Below are 19,052 nucleotides of genomic sequence, written 5' to 3'. Positions count from 1 at the left end.
TCCGCTCACGGATCCCCGCTCGACCCCCCCTCACTTCCCGCGGCTTCCGCGTCCATCTGTGGACCCCTCATGCCCCCACGCGACCAACGGTCCGGCTAACCTCCTCCCGTGGGCAGTGACCAGATCATGAGCGTCAGGGTCGTGGTCGTCGATGACCAGTCGGTCGTCCGTGAGGGGTTGGTCCTGCTGCTCGGCCTCCTGCCGGGGATCGAGGTGGTCGGCTCGGCGGGGGACGGTGAGGCGGCGCTCCGCCTGGTCGTGGAGCAGCGGCCCGACGTGGCGCTGATGGACCTCCGGATGCCGCGCATGGACGGCGTCGAGGCCACCCGCCGCATCCGCACCGAGCACCCGGACACCCAGGTGGTGGTGCTCACCACGTATGCGGACGACGAGTCGGTCTTCGCCGCGCTCAGAGCGGGGGCACGCGGCTTCCTCACCAAGAGCGCCGACTCGGACGAGATCGCCACGGCCATCGCCACCGTCGTACGCGGTAACGCCCAGCTCGACCCCACCGTCCAACGCCGCCTCCTCGATGCCATGACCGCTCCCGATGGAGGCCGACCCCCTGGTGGGCGACCTGATCCCGACCCGGACGCACAGCCTGACCTCGCCGATAGCCCCGCCGCTCTCCGGCAGCCTCCCCTGCCGTCCCCTGGCAGGCCGGACGCGACAATCGAACGGCGCACTCCCGGCAGCGCGGACACGGCTACGAGCACCGGCGACGAAGCGCTCGCCGGCGCACGCGACGGCCTGACGCCACGCGAGGTCGACGTGCTGCGGCTCATCGCCGACGGCTTGTCGAACAGCGAGATCGCCACCCGCCTCTTCATCAGCGAGGCCACCGTCAAGACCCACATCAACAACCTCTTCGCCAAGGCCCGTCTGAGAGACCGCGCGCAGGCCGTCACGTACGCGTACCGCCGCGGTCTCGTCCGCCCGGACCCGTGACCTCCATGTGGTTGAGCTGGGACTCGTCATCAAAGCCTGCCAGTTGTAAGACCGTCTCCAGCGCGGCCTGGCGGATCTCCTCGACCGAGCCGCCGCGTTCGCCAAAACAGTCGGCGGCCACATCGAGCACGGCCACCACCACGGCCGCATCGGGATAGGGCACGTCGACCAGGACGGTGCCGTCACCCGCCGCCTCGGCCGGCACCGCGTGGAGCCTCAGCAACCGCCGCATCTCCTCCGCCACGGCGACCCCCAGAACAGCAGCACGCTCGAATTGCTCAGCGGCAATCATGCCACCCTCCTATCGCACAGGTGTTCGGACAGCAAGGTAGCGGGCGCCACCGACAGAATCCCCGGCGTACACGGGGAACCAGGGCTGTGGACTCGCGGGCGGTCGGCCGGACGCCGACATGGAGCGGGCCAACGAGCTGCTGAAGGCGGCGCCTGGCGAGGAGACGCCAGATTACCTGCGGTTCTACGGCTGGTCGTTCGCGGACGCCGAAACGGCCTCGCCCCCGTCCGACGCCCAACGGCGCGCCGCTGGGCGTTATTGAGCTTATGCAGCGTTCCGCGTGAACTGCTGGTTCTGCCCGCTGCCGCAGGTGTACTGGATCAGGCGGGTGCCGTCGGCGGTGGAGTTGCTTGGGACGTCAAGGCATTTGCCGGAGTGGCGTGCGAGCAGTCGCACCCGGCCGCTGCCGGCGTCCTGTACCTGCCATTGCTGGTTCTGCCCGCTGCCGCAGGTCCACTGGATGATCCTGGCGTTGTTGGCGGTCGAGGCCGCATCCACATCGAGGCATTTGCCGGAGTGCCCGGCGACGATCTGGTAGTAGCCGGTGCCAAGGTCGCGGAACTCCCACCGTTGGTTGCTGCCGCCGTTGCAGCCGTATTGGGCGATCTCGGCCCCGTCCGCCGTGGACGCGCTGACGACGTCGACGCACTTGCCCGAGCTCGATGCCGTGAGGGTGACCATTCCGGGAGTGCCAGTCCCACCGTCGCCCCAGCCGTACCTGAGGTGCGCGGCGCCGGTGGCGTTGCGGATGCTCAAGGTCAGGTTGGTGCCGCTGCCTTGGAGCGCGAACATGGAGTAATGGTCGTAGCCGTTCCCGCTGTTCTTTCCCCCGAGCGCCGGCCAGTAGACAGAACCCATGTGCAGGTCCCGCATGGAATCGGTGTCCGCGCGGAAGTAGCGGACGAAGTTGTTGGTGCTGCTCGCGTCGTTGTAATTGAGGCCGAGGTCCATCTGAGCGCCGAACTCGGTCGTGACCGCGCGGGAGGCGCAGGTGCCCAGCCGCTCGCGGAAGCTCTGGACCCAGCCGGCATAGTCCTTCTCGCCGTAGAAGAAGGCGTAGTGGTGATAGGACAGCAGCGTTCCGCTGAGGCGGTTGTCGGCACATACCGGCCTGACGTCCTGGCTGTAACCGGTGCCGCCCACGAGGATCCGGCCCCTCGGAATGGACGAGCGGGCGTTGATCCACGAGGCGGCGAGGTTGGTCCACTCGGAGGCGCTGTAGCCGTGGGGTTCATTCATCGGCTCGAAGTAGACCAGGTCGTTGGAGCCGTACTGGGCGGTCACGGTGTTCCACATCGCGTTGAAGGCGGCCATGTCGGTTATCCGGCCGCCTGAGGCCGCGGCGTCCTCCCAGTAGGCGAGGATTACTTTGAACCCCCTGGCGGTAGCGGCGTCGATGGTACCGCGGTAGGCGTTCCACCACGACGAACCGACGGTGTGGGTGTTGACCGGTAACCGCACGGTGTTGACGCCGAGCTGGCTCTCGAACCCGTTGTAGATGGCGTCCGCCTTGGCCTGGACGGTCGCGTAGCTGTCGGATTGGGTCAGCCCATCGAGGACGAGCGGGCCTCTGACGAAGTTGTCGCCGGGTACGGCCCAGTTCACCCCCCTGAACTGGCTGGTGTCGGCGCTGGCCGGTTGGGCGCTCGCGAGGGCGACTACCGGTACCAGGGCCAGCGCGCTCAGAACGCTGAGCAGGATTCGGCGGAGGGGATGCGGGTGGTTTGTCACGGTGTTGCCCCAATCTCGCGGTGCGTGTTACCGATGGGCTGAAGGGCCGGGGCGAGGTGGGCGGCCACGATCGGCGCCAGCTTCGCCGCGATCGCGCGGTGCCCGAGATCGTTGGGGTGGACGGCGTCGGAGAGGCCGTCCTGGGGCACCCAGCCGTCCGTGTTGATGAAGAAGACGTTTCGATCACCGGCGTCGTTGACGGTCTGCACCGCGGCCTGGGTCTGCGGGACATACCGCCCCCGGAAGGTCTTCAGGGCCAGGATCGCGGCGTTCGGGTACTTGCCACGGATTGTGTGCAGCAGCCCGACATAGGAGCTTTGGAACTGGGTCGTGGACACCCCGTGGCCGACGTCGTTGGTGCCCAGGTTGATCACGACCACGCCCGCCTGGTATCGGGTGAAGTCGTAGTCGGCCGCCCCGTCGGCGGCGCTCACCTTCACGAAGCGCTGGTCCAGGCCGACGCAGCCGTCGGCGGTGCTCACCAGGCAGGCGCCGCCCTGGGCGACCTGCATGTGGTCCAGGCCGAGCTGCTCACCGACCAGCCAGCCGTACGCGGTGAGCGCGTTCTTCGAGGTGGTGGTGCCGACGGTGATAGAGTCCCCGACGAACTCCACCATGCCGCGGGATGGTTCGGCGGGGAGTGTGCGCGCGCCCAGGTCGAGCACCAGCCCCTGGAAGACCGCGTCCCCATGGTAGGAGCCGGCCACTACGCGGTAGGACACGCGCAGGCTGTGGTTGCCCGCCGCCAGCGGTGTCGGAGTCAGGTTCACCGTGCCCTGCCCGCCTTGCAGGTAGACGTCGGGGCCGCCGTCGATGCTGTAGTAGAGGTCGATGGTGTTGCGCTGCTTCAGCTTGACGGTGGTGCCGGTGAACCCGGTCTTGAGGTAGGCCCCGGCCCAGCCCGGGACGTAGGCGGTGCTGTTGCGGGTGTCCCAGCGGCCGATGAAACGGATGTTCGGATCGGTGGGCGAGCCGTCCCCGGCGCCTGTCGCGACCTCGACATAATCGATGTTCCCGAGTCCGCCGGCGGTGGTCGCGGCGAGCCGTACGGTGGCGGTTCCCGCGTTCAGCTGCACCGGCAGGCTCATGGTCGCCCAGACGTCCCACGCGCCAGTGCCCTCGAAGCTGAGCCCGGACCGCACCGTCGTTCCGTTGACGCTGATGTCCGCCGGCCGGTTCGTTGTGGTGCCGTTGGCGTAGCGGATGGCCAGAGTGGCGGTGCCCGCGGTCGGTGTGCTGACGGTGAACTGCACGGCGCTGCCGACGGCGTTGGTGGTATCGCAGAAACCGCTACCGGAGTAGCCGGGGTGGTTGGAGGCTATGGCGCCGCCGCACACGGCAGGCCCGGACTCCACCTCGTACCGGGTCGTCGCGGCGTGCGCGCCTGTCGCGGACGCGATGAGAGCGCCGGCCAGTGCCGCCGTCATCGCCGTGAGTAATGAGATCTTCGGCACCCATTTCATCAAGGCTCCTGGGGGTGAGGGCATGCTGACGACGACTCGCCATCGGCGCAGGTCACGGTCTGGCGGCCCGGTGGTGCCGGGCCGCCAGGCCGCTGGGCGTTCAGCGGACGTAGATGTCGGGTTTCGGCGGGGTGCTCATGCCGTCACCGAGGAAGAAGCTCGGGTGCGGCGGCTGGTTGTAGGCGGTGTTCTGCCAGGCGATGGCGACGCGGTACTGGGCGTCGTGCAGCAGTGTGTAGATCCGCCGGTCGGTCGGGATGGTGGTGGCGTAGACGCGCAGGGCGGCGTTGTCGTCGCGGGGCAGGATGATCTCCTCGCGCCAGTCGCCGAACAGGTCGCCGGACAGTGACGGGGTGGACTTGGTGCCGTTGATGGAGTGCGCGCCGGAGCCGGTGAGCAGGCGGGTGTCGCCGCTGGTGCCGTACTTGTCGACGTGGTTGCCGTCCAGCAGTTCCCTCACCGGGTCGGCGTCCCACCAGGCGAGGAAGTTGTAGCTGCTGGGCGTGCGCCCGACGCTGCTGCCGGAGGCGTTGAACAGGTTGGTCAGGCCGGTACCCGCCCCCCAGAACTCGCCGCCGGGGTTTCCCGCGTAGATGTCGTCGGCCACGCCACGGGCCGGGCCCTCGCAGCCGCAGGTGTTGTTCTTCTGCATGATGATCGAGCCGTTGCCGGCGTCACGCAGTGTGGCGGCGGCGCCGGAGCTCTGCTCGTGGATCTGCCAGATCTCCTTGCCGGTACGGCTGGGCACGAAGTCGCCCACGTGCAGGGCGTCGCCGTGGGCGTAGAAGCTGGTGGTGTAGCGGCCGGTGCCGTTGGCGTTGATGGTCATGCCGCCGTAGATGATCTCGTCGGTGCCGTTGCCGTCGACGTCGGCGATGGACAGCGCGTGGGTGCCGCGGCCGGTCCATTGGCTGCCGGCGTTGCTGGAGTCGAACTTCCAGCGCAGGGTGAGCTGGCCATCGCGGAAATCCCAGGCCGCGATCGTGCTCTTGGCGTAGTAGCCGCGGCCCATGACGATGCTGGGGCGCCGGCCGTCCAGGTAGGCCGTTCCGGCCAGGAACCGGTCGACGCGGTTGCCGTAGCTGTCGCCCCAGTCGCTGACGTTGCCGCGGGCCGGCTCGAAGTTCACCGTGGACATGGCCGCGCCGGTGAGCCCGTTGAACACGGTCAGGTACTCCGGCCCGGTGAGGATGTAGCCGTCGCCGTTGCGGTAGTCGGCATTCGCGTTGCCGATCACCTGCCCGCTGCCGGACACGGTGCCGTCGCCGGTCTTGACCGCCAGCTCGGCCCGGCCGTCCCCGTCGTAGTCGTACACCTGGAACTGCGTGTAGTGCGCACCGGCCCGGATGTTGCGACCCAGGTTGATGCGCCACAACCGCTGGCCGTTGAGCCGGTAGGCGTCGATATAGACGTTGCTGGTGACTCCGGACTGGGAGTTGTCCTTCTGGTCGCTCGGATCCCACTTGAGGAAGATCTCGTACTGGCCGTCTCCGTCGACGTCACCGACGCTCGCGTCCCCGGCCGTGTAGTTGCCGCCCGGACGGGAGATCGGCACGTCCAGGTAATTACCGCCGGTGAAGCGCAATGACGGCTCGGACGCGCCCTGCTCCACGCCGTCCACGACCGCGCGGACAGTGTAGGAGGCATCGGCCGACGCTCCGTTGTCCAGGTAGTTGGTGCCACCGGTGAGCGGCGAGGAGTTCAGTTTGGTCGAGCCACGGTAGAGGTTGAACCCGGTGCTCGGGCTCTCGGTGCCGAGCAGCCTCCAGGACACCAGGTTGCCGCTGCCCGAGCGCACGCTGATCAGGCCGCGGTTGAGGTCCTCCATCTGGCGGCCGGTCGGGTTCGGATTCGGGCTGTCCTGGCCGGTCTCCAGGTAGTCCACGTTGGGCAGGCCGTCGACCGTGGTGGGGCTCAGCCGGATGGTGTTGTCGCCGGAGTTCAGCGTGACCGTCAGCGTCTTGGTGACCCAGGTGGTCCAGGCACCGGTGGGGTCGAACGCGCTGGCCGCGTGCGCGACTGTTCCGTTGACCAGCACGTCGGCGGGACGGTTGGCGGTGGCGCCGTTGGCGTACCGGATGGCGATGGTGGCCGTCCCGGCGGCGGGCGCGTTCACGGTGAACTGCGCCGCCGCGCCGACTGCGTTGTTGGCGTTGCAGAATCCGCTGCCGGAGAAGCCCGCGTGGTTGGACTCGATGACACCATCACACGTGGCCGACGCGCTCTCCGCCTCGTAGCGGGTCGTGGCCGCGGCGGCTCCCGTGGCCATGACGACACCGGCGGCGGCCACCGTCACCGCGACGGCAGCGGACAGCAATGCGCTGCGTAAGTGCATGATTCGAGCTCCCGAAGGTAGGCCGGATGGCTATCGCAGGTAGGGGACTGGAGGCAGGTTCAGTTCACGCACGCCCTGCAGGACGAGCCTGGCCAAGCGTCGCTCTGCACCTGCGCGGTGGCCGTGCTCGCCGTACGGTCTGCCACCCGCGCCTAGGTGACGCCGTCAGCGGACACTGACACCTGGTAGCGGTAGCTGCGCGCGAGCTCCCAGCGCACCTCCGTGCCGCTCAGCGCCACCGCGCTTCCCAGGTCGACCTGCCACCAGCGGCCGCTCCCGCCGTCGGCGGCGCTGCCAGGGCACCGGCCTGAGCGACGATCGCCTGCCAGGAGCCGAGCAGGGACATGCCGCCGGCGGCCGCCGCTCTGGCGGCGCTCAGTCTCAGGAAGGTACGCCTTTGCATCCACATGCTCACTCCTGGCGTGGGACCTGTGAAGGAATTCGATCCACCCCCGGGCCCGGCTACGGCTGCTGAAGGCATCAGCGTGCTCGGCGTCGGGGCCGGCGTGGAGACACGGCGATGTGCGTCGAGAAGTGTTACTGCGGTGCGATTAGGTGTCAACGGTCGATGCGACCGACGGCCGCCGGCATAGATGACGACGGCCGGCATGGACGACGTGGTGCGGAGGGACCGGTTCGCGGCGTGACGAATCCCAGCGGCCATATCCGCGACCGTGTGCGCCTGGATTTCGGGGCGATATCCGTCCGCGACGCCGGCCACCACGGCACGGACGTGGTCCTGCCCAGGCCGCAGGAGACCGTCGTGGACCTGGACAAATAGGTGCCGGGCACGTCTGCGCGGCCACTCTGGCGGCATAAGGACAACAGGCAGCACCGGGTCGAGCACCGGGAAGCGGCGGCAGACGTCCATGACCTCGGTACGGGCCCGTACCGCCGTGGCATCGGTCACCGCGCCGGCAGCTATCCGGGGCACCAGCGGGCCCCAGTGGCCGGTGAATGTTTCATACTCCTTCGCGATGGCCGCCAGGTCCCAGGCCTCAACCGGGCTGCGGTCAGCCTCCGCCTCCAGTTCCAGGTGCTGCGCGCGGAACACCCGTCACCGCACCGAGCGCGCCACGGCCGCCGGCTCCGCTCGCTCTTCCGGCGATGGGGGTCCGGCGAGATCCACATCCCGTCGTACAGCGGAGCGTAGCCGTACCGCCCCTGCCGACTTCCCTCCAGAACCCCCCCACGGGCCAGCCTGCTGATGGACGTGCGGGCGGCGCCAGGGGTCACGCCGAACTCTCCCAGCAGGGCCACGATCGCCGCCGAGGGCAACCAGGCCCGAGTACGCCTCGTCCTAGGACCGTTCGATCACCACGGCGTCGTCCTGCGGCGGTGAGGCAACGTCCCGGGGATCGGCCAGGTGCGGCTCATTCATGCATGTGACTCATTCATTCAAAGCCTTAAGGTCGGCGGGACATCGGTCACCCGTTGTTGTCCGAAGACCGCCTTCGCCTTCCCCTGAATTTCGGCGCGCCGGCTGGGGAGCAGTCCCAGCGTGGACCCGTCCCATAGGCCGCAGCGCGAGGGTGCTCCGTTGGAAGGCTGTCCGGCTATCTGGCCGGAACAGACCGCCGATGACCTCGCCAGCCGCGTACAGACCGGGCACCGGCGCCCCGCCAGCTCCCAAGACATGATCTACCAACACATCCTGGCGAGCGCCTGGGCTTTTCTGATGCCTCACCGCCTACTTGGCGATCTTGCCGCCAAGGTCAGTCCAATCAGCCGACCCGGCGAAGCGTTCTTGGGAAGGCGGTCCGAGCGCAGCGAGGCCCTTCAGGGCGGGCGTCAGCCCGCCTGGGAGGACATCCAGAGCGAAGCGAAGGCCCGTTGTGGAGTGCTCGGCGGAGCGCTCAGGCCGTACATGAGAGAAGCCCCGCACCTACAAACGGGTGCGGGGCTTCCGAAAGGGCTACTTCTTGGCCTTGTCGGCGCTGGAGTCGGTCGACAGTGCCGCGACGAACGCCTCCTGCGGCACCTCGACCCGCCCGACCATCTTCATCCGCTTCTTGCCTTCCTTCTGCTTCTCCAGCAGCTTGCGCTTACGCGTGATGTCGCCGCCGTAGCACTTAGCGAGGACGTCCTTGCGGATGGCGCGGATGTTCTCGCGGGCGATGACGCGGGCGCCGATGGCCGCCTGGATCGGCACCTCGAACTGCTGCCTGGGGATCAGCTCGCGCAGCTTCTTGGCCATGTCGACGCCATAGGCGTAGGCCTTGTCCTTGTGGACGATGGCGCTGAAGGCGTCGACGGCCTCGCCCTGGAGCAGGATGTCGACCTTGACCAGCTCCGACTCCTGCTCCCCGTCGGGCTCGTAGTCGAGCGAGGCGTAGCCCCGGGTGCGCGACTTGAGCTGGTCGAAGAAGTCGAAGATGATCTCGCCGAGCGGCAGCGTGTAGCGGATCTCGACCCGGTCTTCCGACAGGTAGTCCATGCCGCGGAGCTGACCGCGCCGCCCCTGGCAGATCTCCATGATCACGCCGATGAACTCGGCCGGGGCCAGGATGGTCGACTTGGTCACCGGCTCGAAGACCTGCGAGATCTTGCCGCCGGTGGGGAACTCCGACGGGTTGGTGACGGTCAGCTCGGAGCCGTCCTCCATGACCACCCGATAGACGACGTTGGGCGCGGTGGAGATCAGCGACAGGCCGAACTCGCGCTCCAGCCGTTCGCGGACGATCTCCATGTGGAGCAGGCCGAGGAAGCCGACGCGGAAGCCGAAACCGAGCGCGGCCGAGGTCTCCGGCTCGTAGATCAGCGCGGCGTCGTTGAGCTGCAGCTTGTCGAGGGCCTCGCGCAGCTCGGGATATTGGTCGCCGTCGATGGGATAGAGGCCGGAGAACACCATCGGCTTGGGGTGGTCGTAGCCCGCCAGCATCTCGGTGGCGCCCTTGGCGACCGAGGTGACGGTGTCACCGACGCGCGACTGGCGCACGTCCTTGACGCCGGTGATCAGGTAGCCCACCTCACCGACGCCCAGCCCCAGCTCCGACACCTTGGGCTCGGGCGAGATGACGCCGATCTCCAGCGTCTCATGGGCGGCTTGGGTGGACATCATCAGGATGCGCTCGCGCTTGCCCAGGTGGCCGTCGAAGACCCGGACATAGGTGACGACGCCCCGGTAGGTGTCGTAGACCGAGTCGAAGATCAGCGCGCGGGCGGCCGCGTCGGCGGCGCCCACCGGCGCGGGGATGGTCTGCACCACGTGGTCGAGCAGCTCGCTCACACCCACGCCGGTCTTGCCCGAGACCCTGAGCACGTCGGACGGGTCGCAGCCGATCAGGCCCGCGAGCTCCTCGGCGAACTTCTCCGGCTGCGCCGCGGGCAGGTCGATCTTGTTGAGCACCGGAATGACGTGCAGGTCGTTGTTCATGGCCAGGTAGAGGTTGGCCAGCGTCTGCGCCTCGATGCCCTGGGCGGCGTCGACCAGCAGGATCGCGCCCTCGCACGCCTGCAGCGACCGGGACACCTCGTAGGTGAAGTCGACGTGGCCCGGTGTGTCGATCATGTTGAGGACGTGGCCGTCCCAGGGCAGCCGCACGGCCTGCGACTTGATCGTGATGCCGCGCTCCCGCTCGATGTCCATCCTGTCGAGGTATTGGGCGCGCATGGACCGGTCGTCTACCACGCCGGTGATCTGCAGCATCCGATCGGCAAGGGTCGACTTGCCGTGGTCGATATGCGCGATGATGCAGAAGTTGCGGATCAACGCGGGGTCGGTCTGGCCAGGCTGAGTGCGCACCGAAGTCCGTTTCGACAGGGTTGAGGTCAAGCGTCTTTCATGGTGACATGCCCGGGTGATTGCCCGAACCGCCATTCGCCGTGGCCTGCGCCTTGTCGCGCTGGCCCTGGCCGTCGTCGTCGCGCTGCTCGGCCTCCTCGCCGGCGCGCTCCGCGTTCAGTTTACCGGTGACCCGGCGGCCTGGGCGAAGAGCACGGGCAACGACGCTCTCTGGCTCGGCCACGCCTGGGTCGACGGCCGCCGTACGGAGCAGGATGTGGAGCGCCTCGCGGTACGCCTGCGCGCCACGGGCATCAAGGACCTGTACGTCCACGCGGGCCCGTTCGACAAGGACGGCCGCCTAAATCCCGATAAATACCCCAACGCCGGAAATTTCGTTCGATGGGGGCGGCAGTACCTCCCCGGCGTCCGCATCTCCGCCTGGCTCGGCCAGAAGGTCGACGGCTTCCTCGATCTCGACGACGCCAAGTCCCGCGAGAACGTCCTGGCCGGAGTCGCCGCCATCATGAAGACCGGTTTCGACGGCATCCACTACAACTTCGAGCCGATCGGTGACGGCGACCGTGAGTTCCTCGACCTCCTCGGCAGAACCCGCCAGTACACCAAGCTGCTGTCGATCTCGACGCCCCAGATCGAGCCGTATCCCCTGATACGCCTGCCCGCCCGGGCGATCCTCGGCCACGACAAATACTGGTCGAGCGGCTACTTCAGGGAGGCCGCCGAGCGCGTCGACCAGGTGGCCATCATGACGTACGACTCCCTCACTCCCCTGCAGCCCCTTTACGGGGGCTATGTCGTACGGCAGGCCACCCTCGCCCTCGACCTGGTCCCGGAGACGAAGCTGGTCCTCGTGGGCGCCCCCGCCTACCACGACCACGGCGTCGGATGGAGCGACGCCGCCGAGAGCGTGGCCATGGCCGCCCAGGGCGCCAAGCTGGCCCTGACGGAGCACGGCAGGCGGGAGCGGTTCGGCCTGGCCCTGTACGTCGATTTCGCCGCCACGGAGGAGGATTGGCGCGAATACACCACCGAGTGGTTCTCCTGAGGCCGTACACTGGTCCGAGACTCCAATTCCCAGGGTGTTGATTTGAGCTGTCCTCTGGGTTATTGGTAATCTGTTCAACTGCGTGTGGCGCGCCCCTCTCACGAGCCCGCGCGCCCCATCCATCACTCAGACTTTACCGAGGCTTCTTCGTGGCGAACATCAAGTCCCAGATCAAGCGCAACAAGCAGAACGAGAAGGCTCGCCTGCGCAACAAGGCGGTCAAGTCCTCGCTGAAGACGGCCGTGCGCAAGTTCCGCGAGGCCGCCGAGCAGGGCGACGCCCAGCAGGCCGCCGAGCTGCAGCGGGCCGCCGCCCGTCAGCTCGACAAGGCCGTCAGCAAGGGCGTCATCCACAAGAACCAGGCCGCCAACCGCAAGTCGGCGATCGCCAAGCAGGCCGCCTCCCTGGCAGCCAAGTAAGGCCCAGCCAGGCTCGATCGAAGAGCAAGGCGCCAGAGCGCCGCACCTCCGTCAAGGGGTGCGGCGTTTTTTGTGTCACGATTTCGATATCACACGGCCGCATCAGGTCTGTCACCGTTGCGAAGATCACCTTGCCCTCCCCCAGCTGAATGCCCAAAGGTTCACTAAACGGGGCAAGGGGGGCACATGCGGGGGCCGTTGGTCGTCAAACGGGCGTTCAGCGAGCCGTTGCTGTTGCTGGCCGCGTTCGGGTCGATCCTGCTGGCCACGACGACTCTGGTCGCGCTGACCATGTACGCCTCCACCATCGCCGAGGTGGGCGTGCGTCGCACGATGGAGACCGCGCCGCTGGGCCAGGTGGCCGCGACCATCGCCGCCCCCGTCACCGGCGAGACGTTCCCGGCGCTCGACCAGGCGATCCGCGCCGAGCTCGCCAGGGCCTACGCGGGCGCGCCCGCCGCCATCACGATCGCCTTCCGCTCCGACTCCTACGTCCGGCCGGGCCAGGAGAGCCGCAAGACTCCCGAACTGCTCAGGTTCGGCAGCTATGACGGTCTCGACGCCCACGCCAAGCTGGTCTCCGGCACCTGGCCGAACGCCACCGAACGCAAGACGGTCGAGGCCGCGATCTCCCTGTCGGCGGCCACGGCGCTCGGCGTCAAGGCGGGTCAGGAGATCACCACAGAAGGCCGCCTCGACCACAAGGCGGTCAACGTCCGCATCACCGGCGTCTTTCAGCTCAACGACCCGTTCGGCGACCGCTGGACCGGCGAGCAACTGCTCACCAGAGGCGTCGAGACGGGCGAGTTCACCACCTACGGCCCGCTGATGGTCGCCCGTGAGACGTTCCTGAGCCGCTTCGCCACGAACGTCAACGCCACCTGGACCGCCGTCCCCGACCTGCGCACGTTGTCACCGGAGCAGCTGCGGCCGTTCGCCGCCCGGGTGACCGAGCTGCGCGACCGACTCCACGCGAACGGCTGCGCGAGCTGCACCGCCACCAGCCGCCTGCCGGAGATGCTCGCCCAGCTCGGCACCGCCGCCCTGGTCGCCCGCTCCACTATGCTGATCCCGGTCCTGCAGTTGCTGCTGCTGGCGGCGTACGCGCTCATGCTCACCGCCCGCCTGCTCGCCGACCACCGCCGCATGGAGGTGGCGCTGCTGCGCTCGCGCGGCGCGGGCACGCTGCGGCTGGCCGCACTGGCGGGCGGCGAGGCGCTGCTGGTGGCCCTCCCATGCGCGATCGTCGCGCCCTTCCTCGGCCCGCCGCTGCTGGCCCTGGTCAACGCGCTGCCCTGGATCAGGGCCTCGGGCGTACGGCTGGCGCCCTCGCCCGACCTGGGCACCTTCGCGGTCTCGATCGGCGTGGCCCTGGCCTCGGCCGTACTCCTCATGCTCCCGGCCCTCGCCGGCGCCCGGCGTACCTATGTGGAGGAGCAGTCGGCGCGCGGCCGCGGCGGCGGGCGCGGGCTGATCGAGCGGGCCGGGGCGGACCTGGCGCTGCTGGTGGTGGCGGGGCTGGCCATCTGGCAGCTGCGGCGCTACGGCGCGCCCGTCACCGCGACCGCCGCCGGCGACCTCGGCATCGACCCGCTCATCGTCTCGGGACCGGCCCTGGCGCTGCTCACCGGGGGCATGCTGGGCCTGCGTCTGGTGCCTCGCGTCTCGAAGCTGGCCGAGCGGATCACCGCCAGGCGGCCCACGCTCGCCCCGGCGCTCGGCGTCTGGCAGGTCAGCCGGCGGCCGCTCAAGTACGCCGGGCCCGCGCTGCTGCTGACCATGGCCATCGCGATCGGCATCGTGTCCATGGCCACGGCCGCCACCTGGCGCGGTTCCCAGCAGGACCAGGCCCGCCATCAGGCCGGGGCCGACCTGCGGATCTCCGGGCCGCCGGACGGTCCCGAGCTGGGCACGTTCGGGCGCGGCACCGCGTTCGCCGCGCTGCCGGGCGTCACGGCGGCCTCGCCCGCCTTCCGCGGCCCGGTCCAGCTCAGCGGCGAGGGCGCGGTCCTGCTCGGCCTCGACGCCGGCAAGCTCGACCGGCTCTTCCAGTTGCGGCCCGACCTGTCGGCGCGCTCGGTCGCGGAGATGGCGCGGGTGCTCGGCTCGGGCCGGCCGCGAGGTGCCCCGCTGGAGCTGCCGGGCAAGCCCACGACGCTCACGTTGCACGCCCGCGCCGACGCCGCGGTGTCGCTGCGGATGATGGTCTCGGACGCGCTCGGCGTCTGGCGCGAGCTGTCCCTGGGCCTGCTCCATCCGGGCGACAACCAGATCGACCTCGACCTCACGGAGATCGCCGGGCGGACCGGGAAGATCACCTATCCGCTGTCGGTCCGCGGCCTGGTCGCCAATCCGCCCGAGAGCGGCGGCGCGCAGGTCACGATGACCGGTCTGAGCGCGGATCGCCCGATCTCGCTCAAGGCGAGCGGATCACAGCCGGTCGCGGTCGCCTTCGGCGAGTTGTCCGGCCCGCTGCCCGTGGTGCTCACCACCGACCTGGCCGCCTCGCTCAAGCTCTCGGCGGGCCAGGTGGGCCGGGTCAACCTGGATCGGCGGATCGTCGAGGTCAAGGTCGCGGGCCTGGTCGACCGGATGCCGACGACCGCCGCTGACCAGCCCGCCGTACTGGCCGACTGGGCCACGCTGCAGGCGTACGGCCTGGCGGCGGGAGAGATCCCCAGACCGGCCACCGAATGGTGGCTCGCCGCCCACGACGGTGACGCCGGGCCCGCTCTCGCGGCGCTGAAGAAGCGGCCGGAGTGGGATGTCACCGCGGTCGACCAGCGCGAGCTCGCCGAGCGGCTGCGGGACGATCCGCTGGCCAGCGGGCTGCAGGGGGCGCTGATCCTGGGCTTCGCGGCGGCGCTGGCGTTCGCCGCGCTCGGCTTCGTGGTGAACGCCACCGTCGCGGCGCGGGAGCGGATGGCCGAGTTCACGATCCTGCGGGCGCTCGGGGTGAGCCAGCGGCAGGTGTTCGGGCTGCTGGCGGTCGAGCAGGCGTTCGTCATCGGACTGTCGCTGGTGGCGGGCACGGCGCTGGCGGTCGTGGTGGGCGTCCTGGTCGTGCCGCACATCGTGCTCACCGGGCAGGCCGCGGCCGTCACGCCGGACGTGCTGCTCGACATCCCGTGGGCGGCGACCGCGGCCATGCTGGCGCTGGTGGCCGCGGTGCTGCTCGGCATCGTCGCCGTACTGGCCCGCAACCTGCGTGGGCAGCGTCAGGAGGACTTGTGAGGATCCTGCGGCTGGCCCAGGCGTATCTGGGCACGATGGCCATGCTGTCCCTGCTGACATTGAGCGCCTGCCTGCTCGTGGCGGGGCTGCCGCGGGTGCTGCAGGGCTCGTACGACGAAGCGCTCCACCGAGCCCTCCAGGACGCGCCCGCGCAGCAGGCCGACCTGACCGTACAGACCAGGACGCGCGGCGGGCCGGACGACCTGCACGAGCCCGGCCAGTTCGTCTCCAGGGACGCCCGGCTGCGCTCGCTCGTGCCGCCGCGGCTGCGGCCGCTCGTCACGGCCACCGGGCAAATGAGCGCGAAGACGTACGACACGCCGGTCCACCTGTCGGGCGGGCAGACCTACATCAACCTCGCCTGGCTGTCGGACAGTGAGCGGCGGGTCGAGTGGGTCGACGGCCGGGCGCCGGGCAAGCCGACGACCATGCGCTGGAGCGGGACGGAGATCCCGCTGTTCGAGGTGGGCATCGTGGAGGAGGCCCGCACCACGATGCCTCTGAAGATCGGCGACGTGCGGATCCTCGGTGAGAGCGACTACGCCGCCGTCAAGATCGTGGGCGTGTTCAGGGCGAAGGACCCCGGCGCCCGCTACTGGAGCCACGACACCGACGTCCTGCACGTCACGCAGGTCCAGCCGCCCGGCAAGCTGGAGCTGGAGCGGCGCACGACCGCGCTGATCCCGGCCGCCGGCCTGGCCGCCCTGAGCGGCGCCGACCGCAACCTGATCTACAGCTGGATCCTGCCGGTCGAGCCCACCGCGGCAGCCTCTCTCGACCTGCCCGAGTTGCGTGCCGCCATCGAGGACTACGGGCACGTGATCACCCTGCAACCGGCGGGCGCCGACAGCCAGTACCGACTGGAGACGGAGCTGCCGGGGCTGCTGGACAAGTTCGGGACCGCGCTGGGCACCGCGCAGACCGTGATGTTCCTGGTGCTCGGCGGCCTGCTGGTCGTGGCGCTGGGGGTGCTCGTGCTGGCCGTGCAACTGCTGGCCGAGCGGATCGATCACCCGCTCGCGCTGGCGCGGGCGCGCGGCGGGTCGCTGCGGCAGGTGGCGGGTGCCGGTACGGCGCTCGTGGCCATCGCGGTGGTGCCCGCGGCGCTGGCCGGGTGGGGGCTGGCCTTCCTGGTGCCGGGGCCGGTGCCGTGGCTCGCCCACGTAGGGCCCGCCCTTGTGCCCCTCACCGCCGTCGGCTACGCGGCCGCGCGGCTGGCCGTGACGCACCGGACGCCCCTGCACGAGCGCCGCGACGACGTGGCCGCCGCCCGCCCGTCGGCCCGGCGGATCACCCTAGAGGTGCTGGTCGTCGGCCTGGCGCTGGCCGGCGCGTACCTGCTGCGCACCCGCGGCCTGACGACCGGCGGCCAGGACCCGTTCCTGCTGCTCGTACCGGTCGCGCTGACGGTCGCCGCCGCGCTGATCACCATCCGCTGCTATCCCCTCCCCCTCAAGCTGCTCGTACGGCTGGCCGCGCGCGGCCGCCTGGCCGTGCCCTTCCTGGGCCTGACCAGGGCGGCCCGGGCCAGATCCGCCAGCGTGCTGCCGGTGTTGATCCTGCTGCCCGCGCTGGCCGTGTCGGTGTTCGGGACAGTGATCTCCGGTGGGCTGGCCACCACGCAGCGCCTGGCGTCCTGGCAGAGCGTCGGCGCGCCGATCAAGCTGACCTCCCCCGTGGAGCTGCCTCCCGACGCCATCGAACGGGTGCGCAAAGTGCCCGGCGTACGTCTGCTGGTGCCCGCGCAGACCGCCACCGCGCAGATCGGCTACGGCGGCGAGCGCGCCGAGATCATCGCCGTCGACGTGGCACAATGGCGGCGGCTGCTGGACGGCGCGCCGATCAGCGTGCCCCTCACCGCCTCGGGAGCCGCGGGGATCCCGGTGCTGGTCTCCAGCGAGCTGCGCGGACGCGGCACGTTCGAGATCGCCTGGTATGAGCGGATGAAGGTCACCACGGCCGGCGAGATCGCCTCGCTGCCCGGCTTCTTCCCGCGCGGCAAGTTCATCGTGCTGCCCTTCGCGACGAACAAGCGGCCCGGCGTCAACACCCTGCTGATCAAGGGCGAGGCGGATCCCGCGGCCCTGCTGGCGGCCACCGGACAGCCCAAGGCCGAGCTGACCTCGCAGGAACAGGCCCTCGCCGCGATCGAGGACGACCCGATGACCGGCACCGTCCAGAACATCCTGCTCCTCACCACCATCGCGCTCGCGGTCTACGCGCTCATCGCCGTGCTGGTGACGCTGGTGATCGGCGCGGCCGACCGGGCCAGGGCGCTGTCGTTCCTGCGCACGCTGGGGCTGTCGGACCGCCAGGCGCGGGGCCTGACCGTGCTGGAGATCCTCCCGCTGATCCTCATCGCCTCGCTCGCCGGGCTCGCGCTCGGCCTCGGCCTGCCCGCGGCGCTCGGGCCCGCCATCGACCTGTCCGCCTACACCGGTGACCTGCCCGTCGGCGACTACTCCGCCGATCCGGTCATACCGGTCGTCCTGGCGGCCGGGCTGGCCGCCGTCGCCGTGCTCGGCACCTACGCGCACACCGCCATCAGCCGCCGGCGCAGCCTCGGCGCCGCACTCCGAGTGGGTGACCTCGTATCAACTACCACCGGCTGAATCTGGCGGTTTGCTCTCGCGGTCCCGTCTGGGTGAAGGGAGGCCGGTAGCGTGTGGCTGGTTGATGGCAGCCCAGCCCGCTACGCCGCGTGTGGCGATGTTGCGGGCCGCGATGTGGTCGGCGTGCCCAGCGAGGCCACACCTTGTGCAGACGAACCGGCCCCGCGCCGGCCGATTCGCCCTGCTGATATGCCCGCAGTCCGGGCACGCCTGCGAGGTGTAGGCGGGGTCGACCAGGACGAAGGCGATCCCGGCTCGCGCGGCCTTGTAGCGAGTGAAGGCGATCTGCTGGGCGAACGCCCAGCTGTGCAGGGTGCGCCGCTGGAACCGATGAGCCCTTACCCGCCCGCGAATGCCCTGAAGATCCTCCAGGGCGATGCCGCGGCCGGTGCGTTCGGCTTCACGCACCACAAACTTGCTGATCTGGTGGTTGAGGTCGGTCATCATCCGATGCTCACGACTGGACAGACGGCGCAGCACCCGCCGCGCCGCCGCCGTGCCCTTCTTCTGCAACCGTCGGCGTTGGCGATGGCGCCGCTCGCGCAGCGTGCGGACGTGGCCGTTGCCGCCGACCGGCCCGGCCAAGGCGGGGCCGGGCAGCACCGCACCATCGGAGGTGACCGCCAGGTTGGCCACACCTTGATCTACCCCGAGGAAGCCGCCGACCGGCTCGCGTACCACCGGCTTGGGCAGGGTGAGGACGACCAGCAGCAGCCACATCCCTCGCCGGTAGATCAGGTCGGCCTCGCCGCGCGGCAGCGTGTCGATGGCTTTGAGGTCTTCTGGCCGGCCGGTGTAGGGGACGGTGACGCGGCCGGTGGGGGTCCACAACGACACCGTGCGGGCGTCCCGGTTGAAGCTCATCAGCCGGGCGTCGTAGGGGACGGCTCCGTGCGGGCGGAAGATATGGGCGCGTTTCTTGGTGGCGCGCCGGTTGGCGTAGGCGCCGGCGACCCGGGCGATCGCCCGCACGGCCGCTTGCGCGCCCAGCCCGGCCACCTGCCCACGCACCTCGTAGTAGGCCAGCCGATGCAGCTCCACCACAGCGAAAGTGCGATGCTCCCAGGCCAGACGGGAGACGACGGTCGCCGCCTGATTGCACAGCAGCACCGCCGCGGCCAGCGCGTCGGCTTGGGCCGGGGTGGGCGTGAGGCGCAGTTGCACGATCGTGGGCAGGCCGTGGCGTTTGGTCGCGGAGCGGCGGATCGCCATCGCGCACCTCCTGTCA

At 69.8% G+C, this 19,052-nt stretch carries 16 protein-coding genes and 1 pseudogene; 8 read left to right on the top strand and 9 right to left on the bottom strand.

The window, feature by feature from the left end; all coding sequences use genetic code 11:
• The first annotated feature begins 108 nt into the window (after positions 1-108).
• Positions 109-948: a response regulator transcription factor gene (locus AB0J16_RS07110; protein WP_358535524.1), complete on the top strand. Its 840-nt coding sequence runs from the start codon at positions 109-111 to the stop codon at positions 946-948.
• Here AB0J16_RS07110 and AB0J16_RS07105 read toward each other — a convergent pair.
• Positions 905-1,240 (bottom strand): hypothetical protein, encoded by a 336-nt coding sequence (locus AB0J16_RS07105; RefSeq protein ID WP_358535522.1) that lies wholly within the window; start codon positions 1,238-1,240, stop codon positions 905-907. The genes AB0J16_RS07110 and AB0J16_RS07105 overlap by 44 nt on opposite strands.
• A gap of 118 nt (positions 1,241-1,358) precedes the next feature.
• Here AB0J16_RS07105 and AB0J16_RS07100 point away from each other — a divergent pair, with 118 nt between their 5' ends.
• Positions 1,359-1,502 (top strand): hypothetical protein, encoded by a 144-nt coding sequence (locus AB0J16_RS07100; protein ID WP_358535520.1) that lies wholly within the window; start codon positions 1,359-1,361, stop codon positions 1,500-1,502.
• A gap of 2 nt (positions 1,503-1,504) precedes the next feature.
• Here AB0J16_RS07100 and AB0J16_RS07095 read toward each other — a convergent pair whose 3' ends face one another.
• The 4 genes from AB0J16_RS07095 to AB0J16_RS07080 form a co-directional block, all read right to left on the bottom strand.
• Complete coding sequence (locus AB0J16_RS07095) at positions 1,505-2,971, bottom strand: RICIN domain-containing protein (RefSeq protein WP_358535518.1); 1,467 nt, start codon at positions 2,969-2,971, stop codon at positions 1,505-1,507.
• Entirely contained in the window at positions 2,968-4,434 is a 1,467-nt protein-coding gene (locus AB0J16_RS07090) for a GDSL-type esterase/lipase family protein (RefSeq protein WP_358535516.1), read from the bottom strand. Before AB0J16_RS07090 ends, AB0J16_RS07095 begins: the two co-directional genes overlap by 4 nt.
• Positions 4,435-4,534: 100 nt before the next feature.
• On the bottom strand, positions 4,535-6,769 hold the full coding sequence (locus AB0J16_RS07085) for a carbohydrate-binding protein (RefSeq protein WP_358535514.1): 2,235 nt from the start codon (positions 6,767-6,769) through the stop codon (positions 4,535-4,537).
• Positions 6,770-6,998: 229 nt separating this feature from the next.
• Positions 6,999-7,178, bottom strand: a complete 180-nt coding sequence (locus tag AB0J16_RS07080) for a hypothetical protein (RefSeq protein ID WP_358536166.1) — start codon at positions 7,176-7,178, stop codon at positions 6,999-7,001.
• A 234-nt stretch (positions 7,179-7,412) separates the two neighbouring features.
• Between AB0J16_RS07080 and AB0J16_RS07075 the strand changes: the two genes are divergently transcribed.
• Positions 7,413-7,550 carry a hypothetical protein gene (locus tag AB0J16_RS07075; protein ID WP_358536164.1) on the top strand — a complete coding sequence of 46 codons (138 nt, stop codon included), beginning with the start codon at positions 7,413-7,415 and terminating at the stop codon, positions 7,548-7,550.
• Between the two features lie 6 nt (positions 7,551-7,556).
• Here the strand turns inward: AB0J16_RS07075 and AB0J16_RS07070 are convergent.
• Together AB0J16_RS07070 and AB0J16_RS07065 are read right to left on the bottom strand one after the other, a co-directional pair.
• Positions 7,557-7,703, bottom strand: a pseudogene (locus AB0J16_RS07070) (PaaX family transcriptional regulator C-terminal domain-containing protein); the annotation flags it as partial.
• Entirely contained in the window at positions 7,691-8,005 is a 315-nt protein-coding gene (locus AB0J16_RS07065; protein ID WP_358536141.1) for a hypothetical protein, read from the bottom strand. The gene AB0J16_RS07065 and the pseudogene AB0J16_RS07070, both read right to left, overlap by 13 nt.
• Here AB0J16_RS07065 and AB0J16_RS07060 point away from each other — a divergent pair.
• A complete protein-coding gene (locus AB0J16_RS07060; protein WP_358536162.1) occupies positions 7,977-8,111 on the top strand; it encodes a hypothetical protein in 135 nt (44 codons plus the stop codon). The two genes, AB0J16_RS07065 and AB0J16_RS07060, sit on opposite strands and share 29 nt — an antisense overlap.
• Before the next feature lie 573 nt (positions 8,112-8,684).
• On the opposite strand, the gene lepA is transcribed toward AB0J16_RS07060, so the two are convergent.
• Positions 8,685-10,514, bottom strand: a complete 1,830-nt coding sequence (gene lepA, locus AB0J16_RS07055) for a translation elongation factor 4 (protein WP_358535512.1) — start codon at positions 10,512-10,514, stop codon at positions 8,685-8,687.
• A 55-nt stretch (positions 10,515-10,569) separates the two neighbouring features.
• Here lepA and AB0J16_RS07050 point away from each other — a divergent pair, with 55 nt between their 5' ends.
• The 4 genes from AB0J16_RS07050 to AB0J16_RS07035 all read left to right on the top strand — a co-directional run bounded on the left by AB0J16_RS07050 (position 10,570) and on the right by AB0J16_RS07035 (position 17,824).
• On the top strand, positions 10,570-11,559 hold the full coding sequence (locus AB0J16_RS07050) for a hypothetical protein (RefSeq protein WP_358535510.1): 990 nt from the start codon (positions 10,570-10,572) through the stop codon (positions 11,557-11,559).
• A 149-nt stretch (positions 11,560-11,708) separates the two neighbouring features.
• Positions 11,709-11,978: a 30S ribosomal protein S20 gene (rpsT, locus tag AB0J16_RS07045; RefSeq protein WP_219527587.1), complete on the top strand. Its 270-nt coding sequence runs from the start codon at positions 11,709-11,711 to the stop codon at positions 11,976-11,978.
• Between the two features lie 186 nt (positions 11,979-12,164).
• On the top strand, positions 12,165-15,212 hold the full coding sequence (locus AB0J16_RS07040; RefSeq protein ID WP_358535508.1) for an FtsX-like permease family protein: 3,048 nt from the start codon (positions 12,165-12,167) through the stop codon (positions 15,210-15,212).
• Positions 15,209-17,824 carry an FtsX-like permease family protein gene (locus AB0J16_RS07035; protein ID WP_358535506.1) on the top strand — a complete coding sequence of 872 codons (2,616 nt, stop codon included), beginning with the start codon at positions 15,209-15,211 and terminating at the stop codon, positions 17,822-17,824. The genes AB0J16_RS07040 and AB0J16_RS07035 overlap by 4 nt, the downstream gene beginning before the upstream one ends.
• Here AB0J16_RS07035 and AB0J16_RS07030 read toward each other — a convergent pair.
• A complete protein-coding gene (locus tag AB0J16_RS07030; RefSeq protein WP_358535504.1) occupies positions 17,807-19,036 on the bottom strand; it encodes a transposase in 1,230 nt (409 codons plus the stop codon). The two genes, AB0J16_RS07035 and AB0J16_RS07030, sit on opposite strands and share 18 nt — an antisense overlap.
• Positions 19,037-19,052 lie beyond the last annotated feature (16 nt).

Origin of the sequence: Nonomuraea sp. NPDC049750 (genome assembly GCF_040659625.1) — a bacterium.
Lineage (GTDB): Bacteria > Actinomycetota > Actinomycetes > Streptosporangiales > Streptosporangiaceae > Nonomuraea.
Note: the sequence above shows the minus strand (reverse complement) of the source record. Positions and strands in the feature narration are given on the sequence as shown.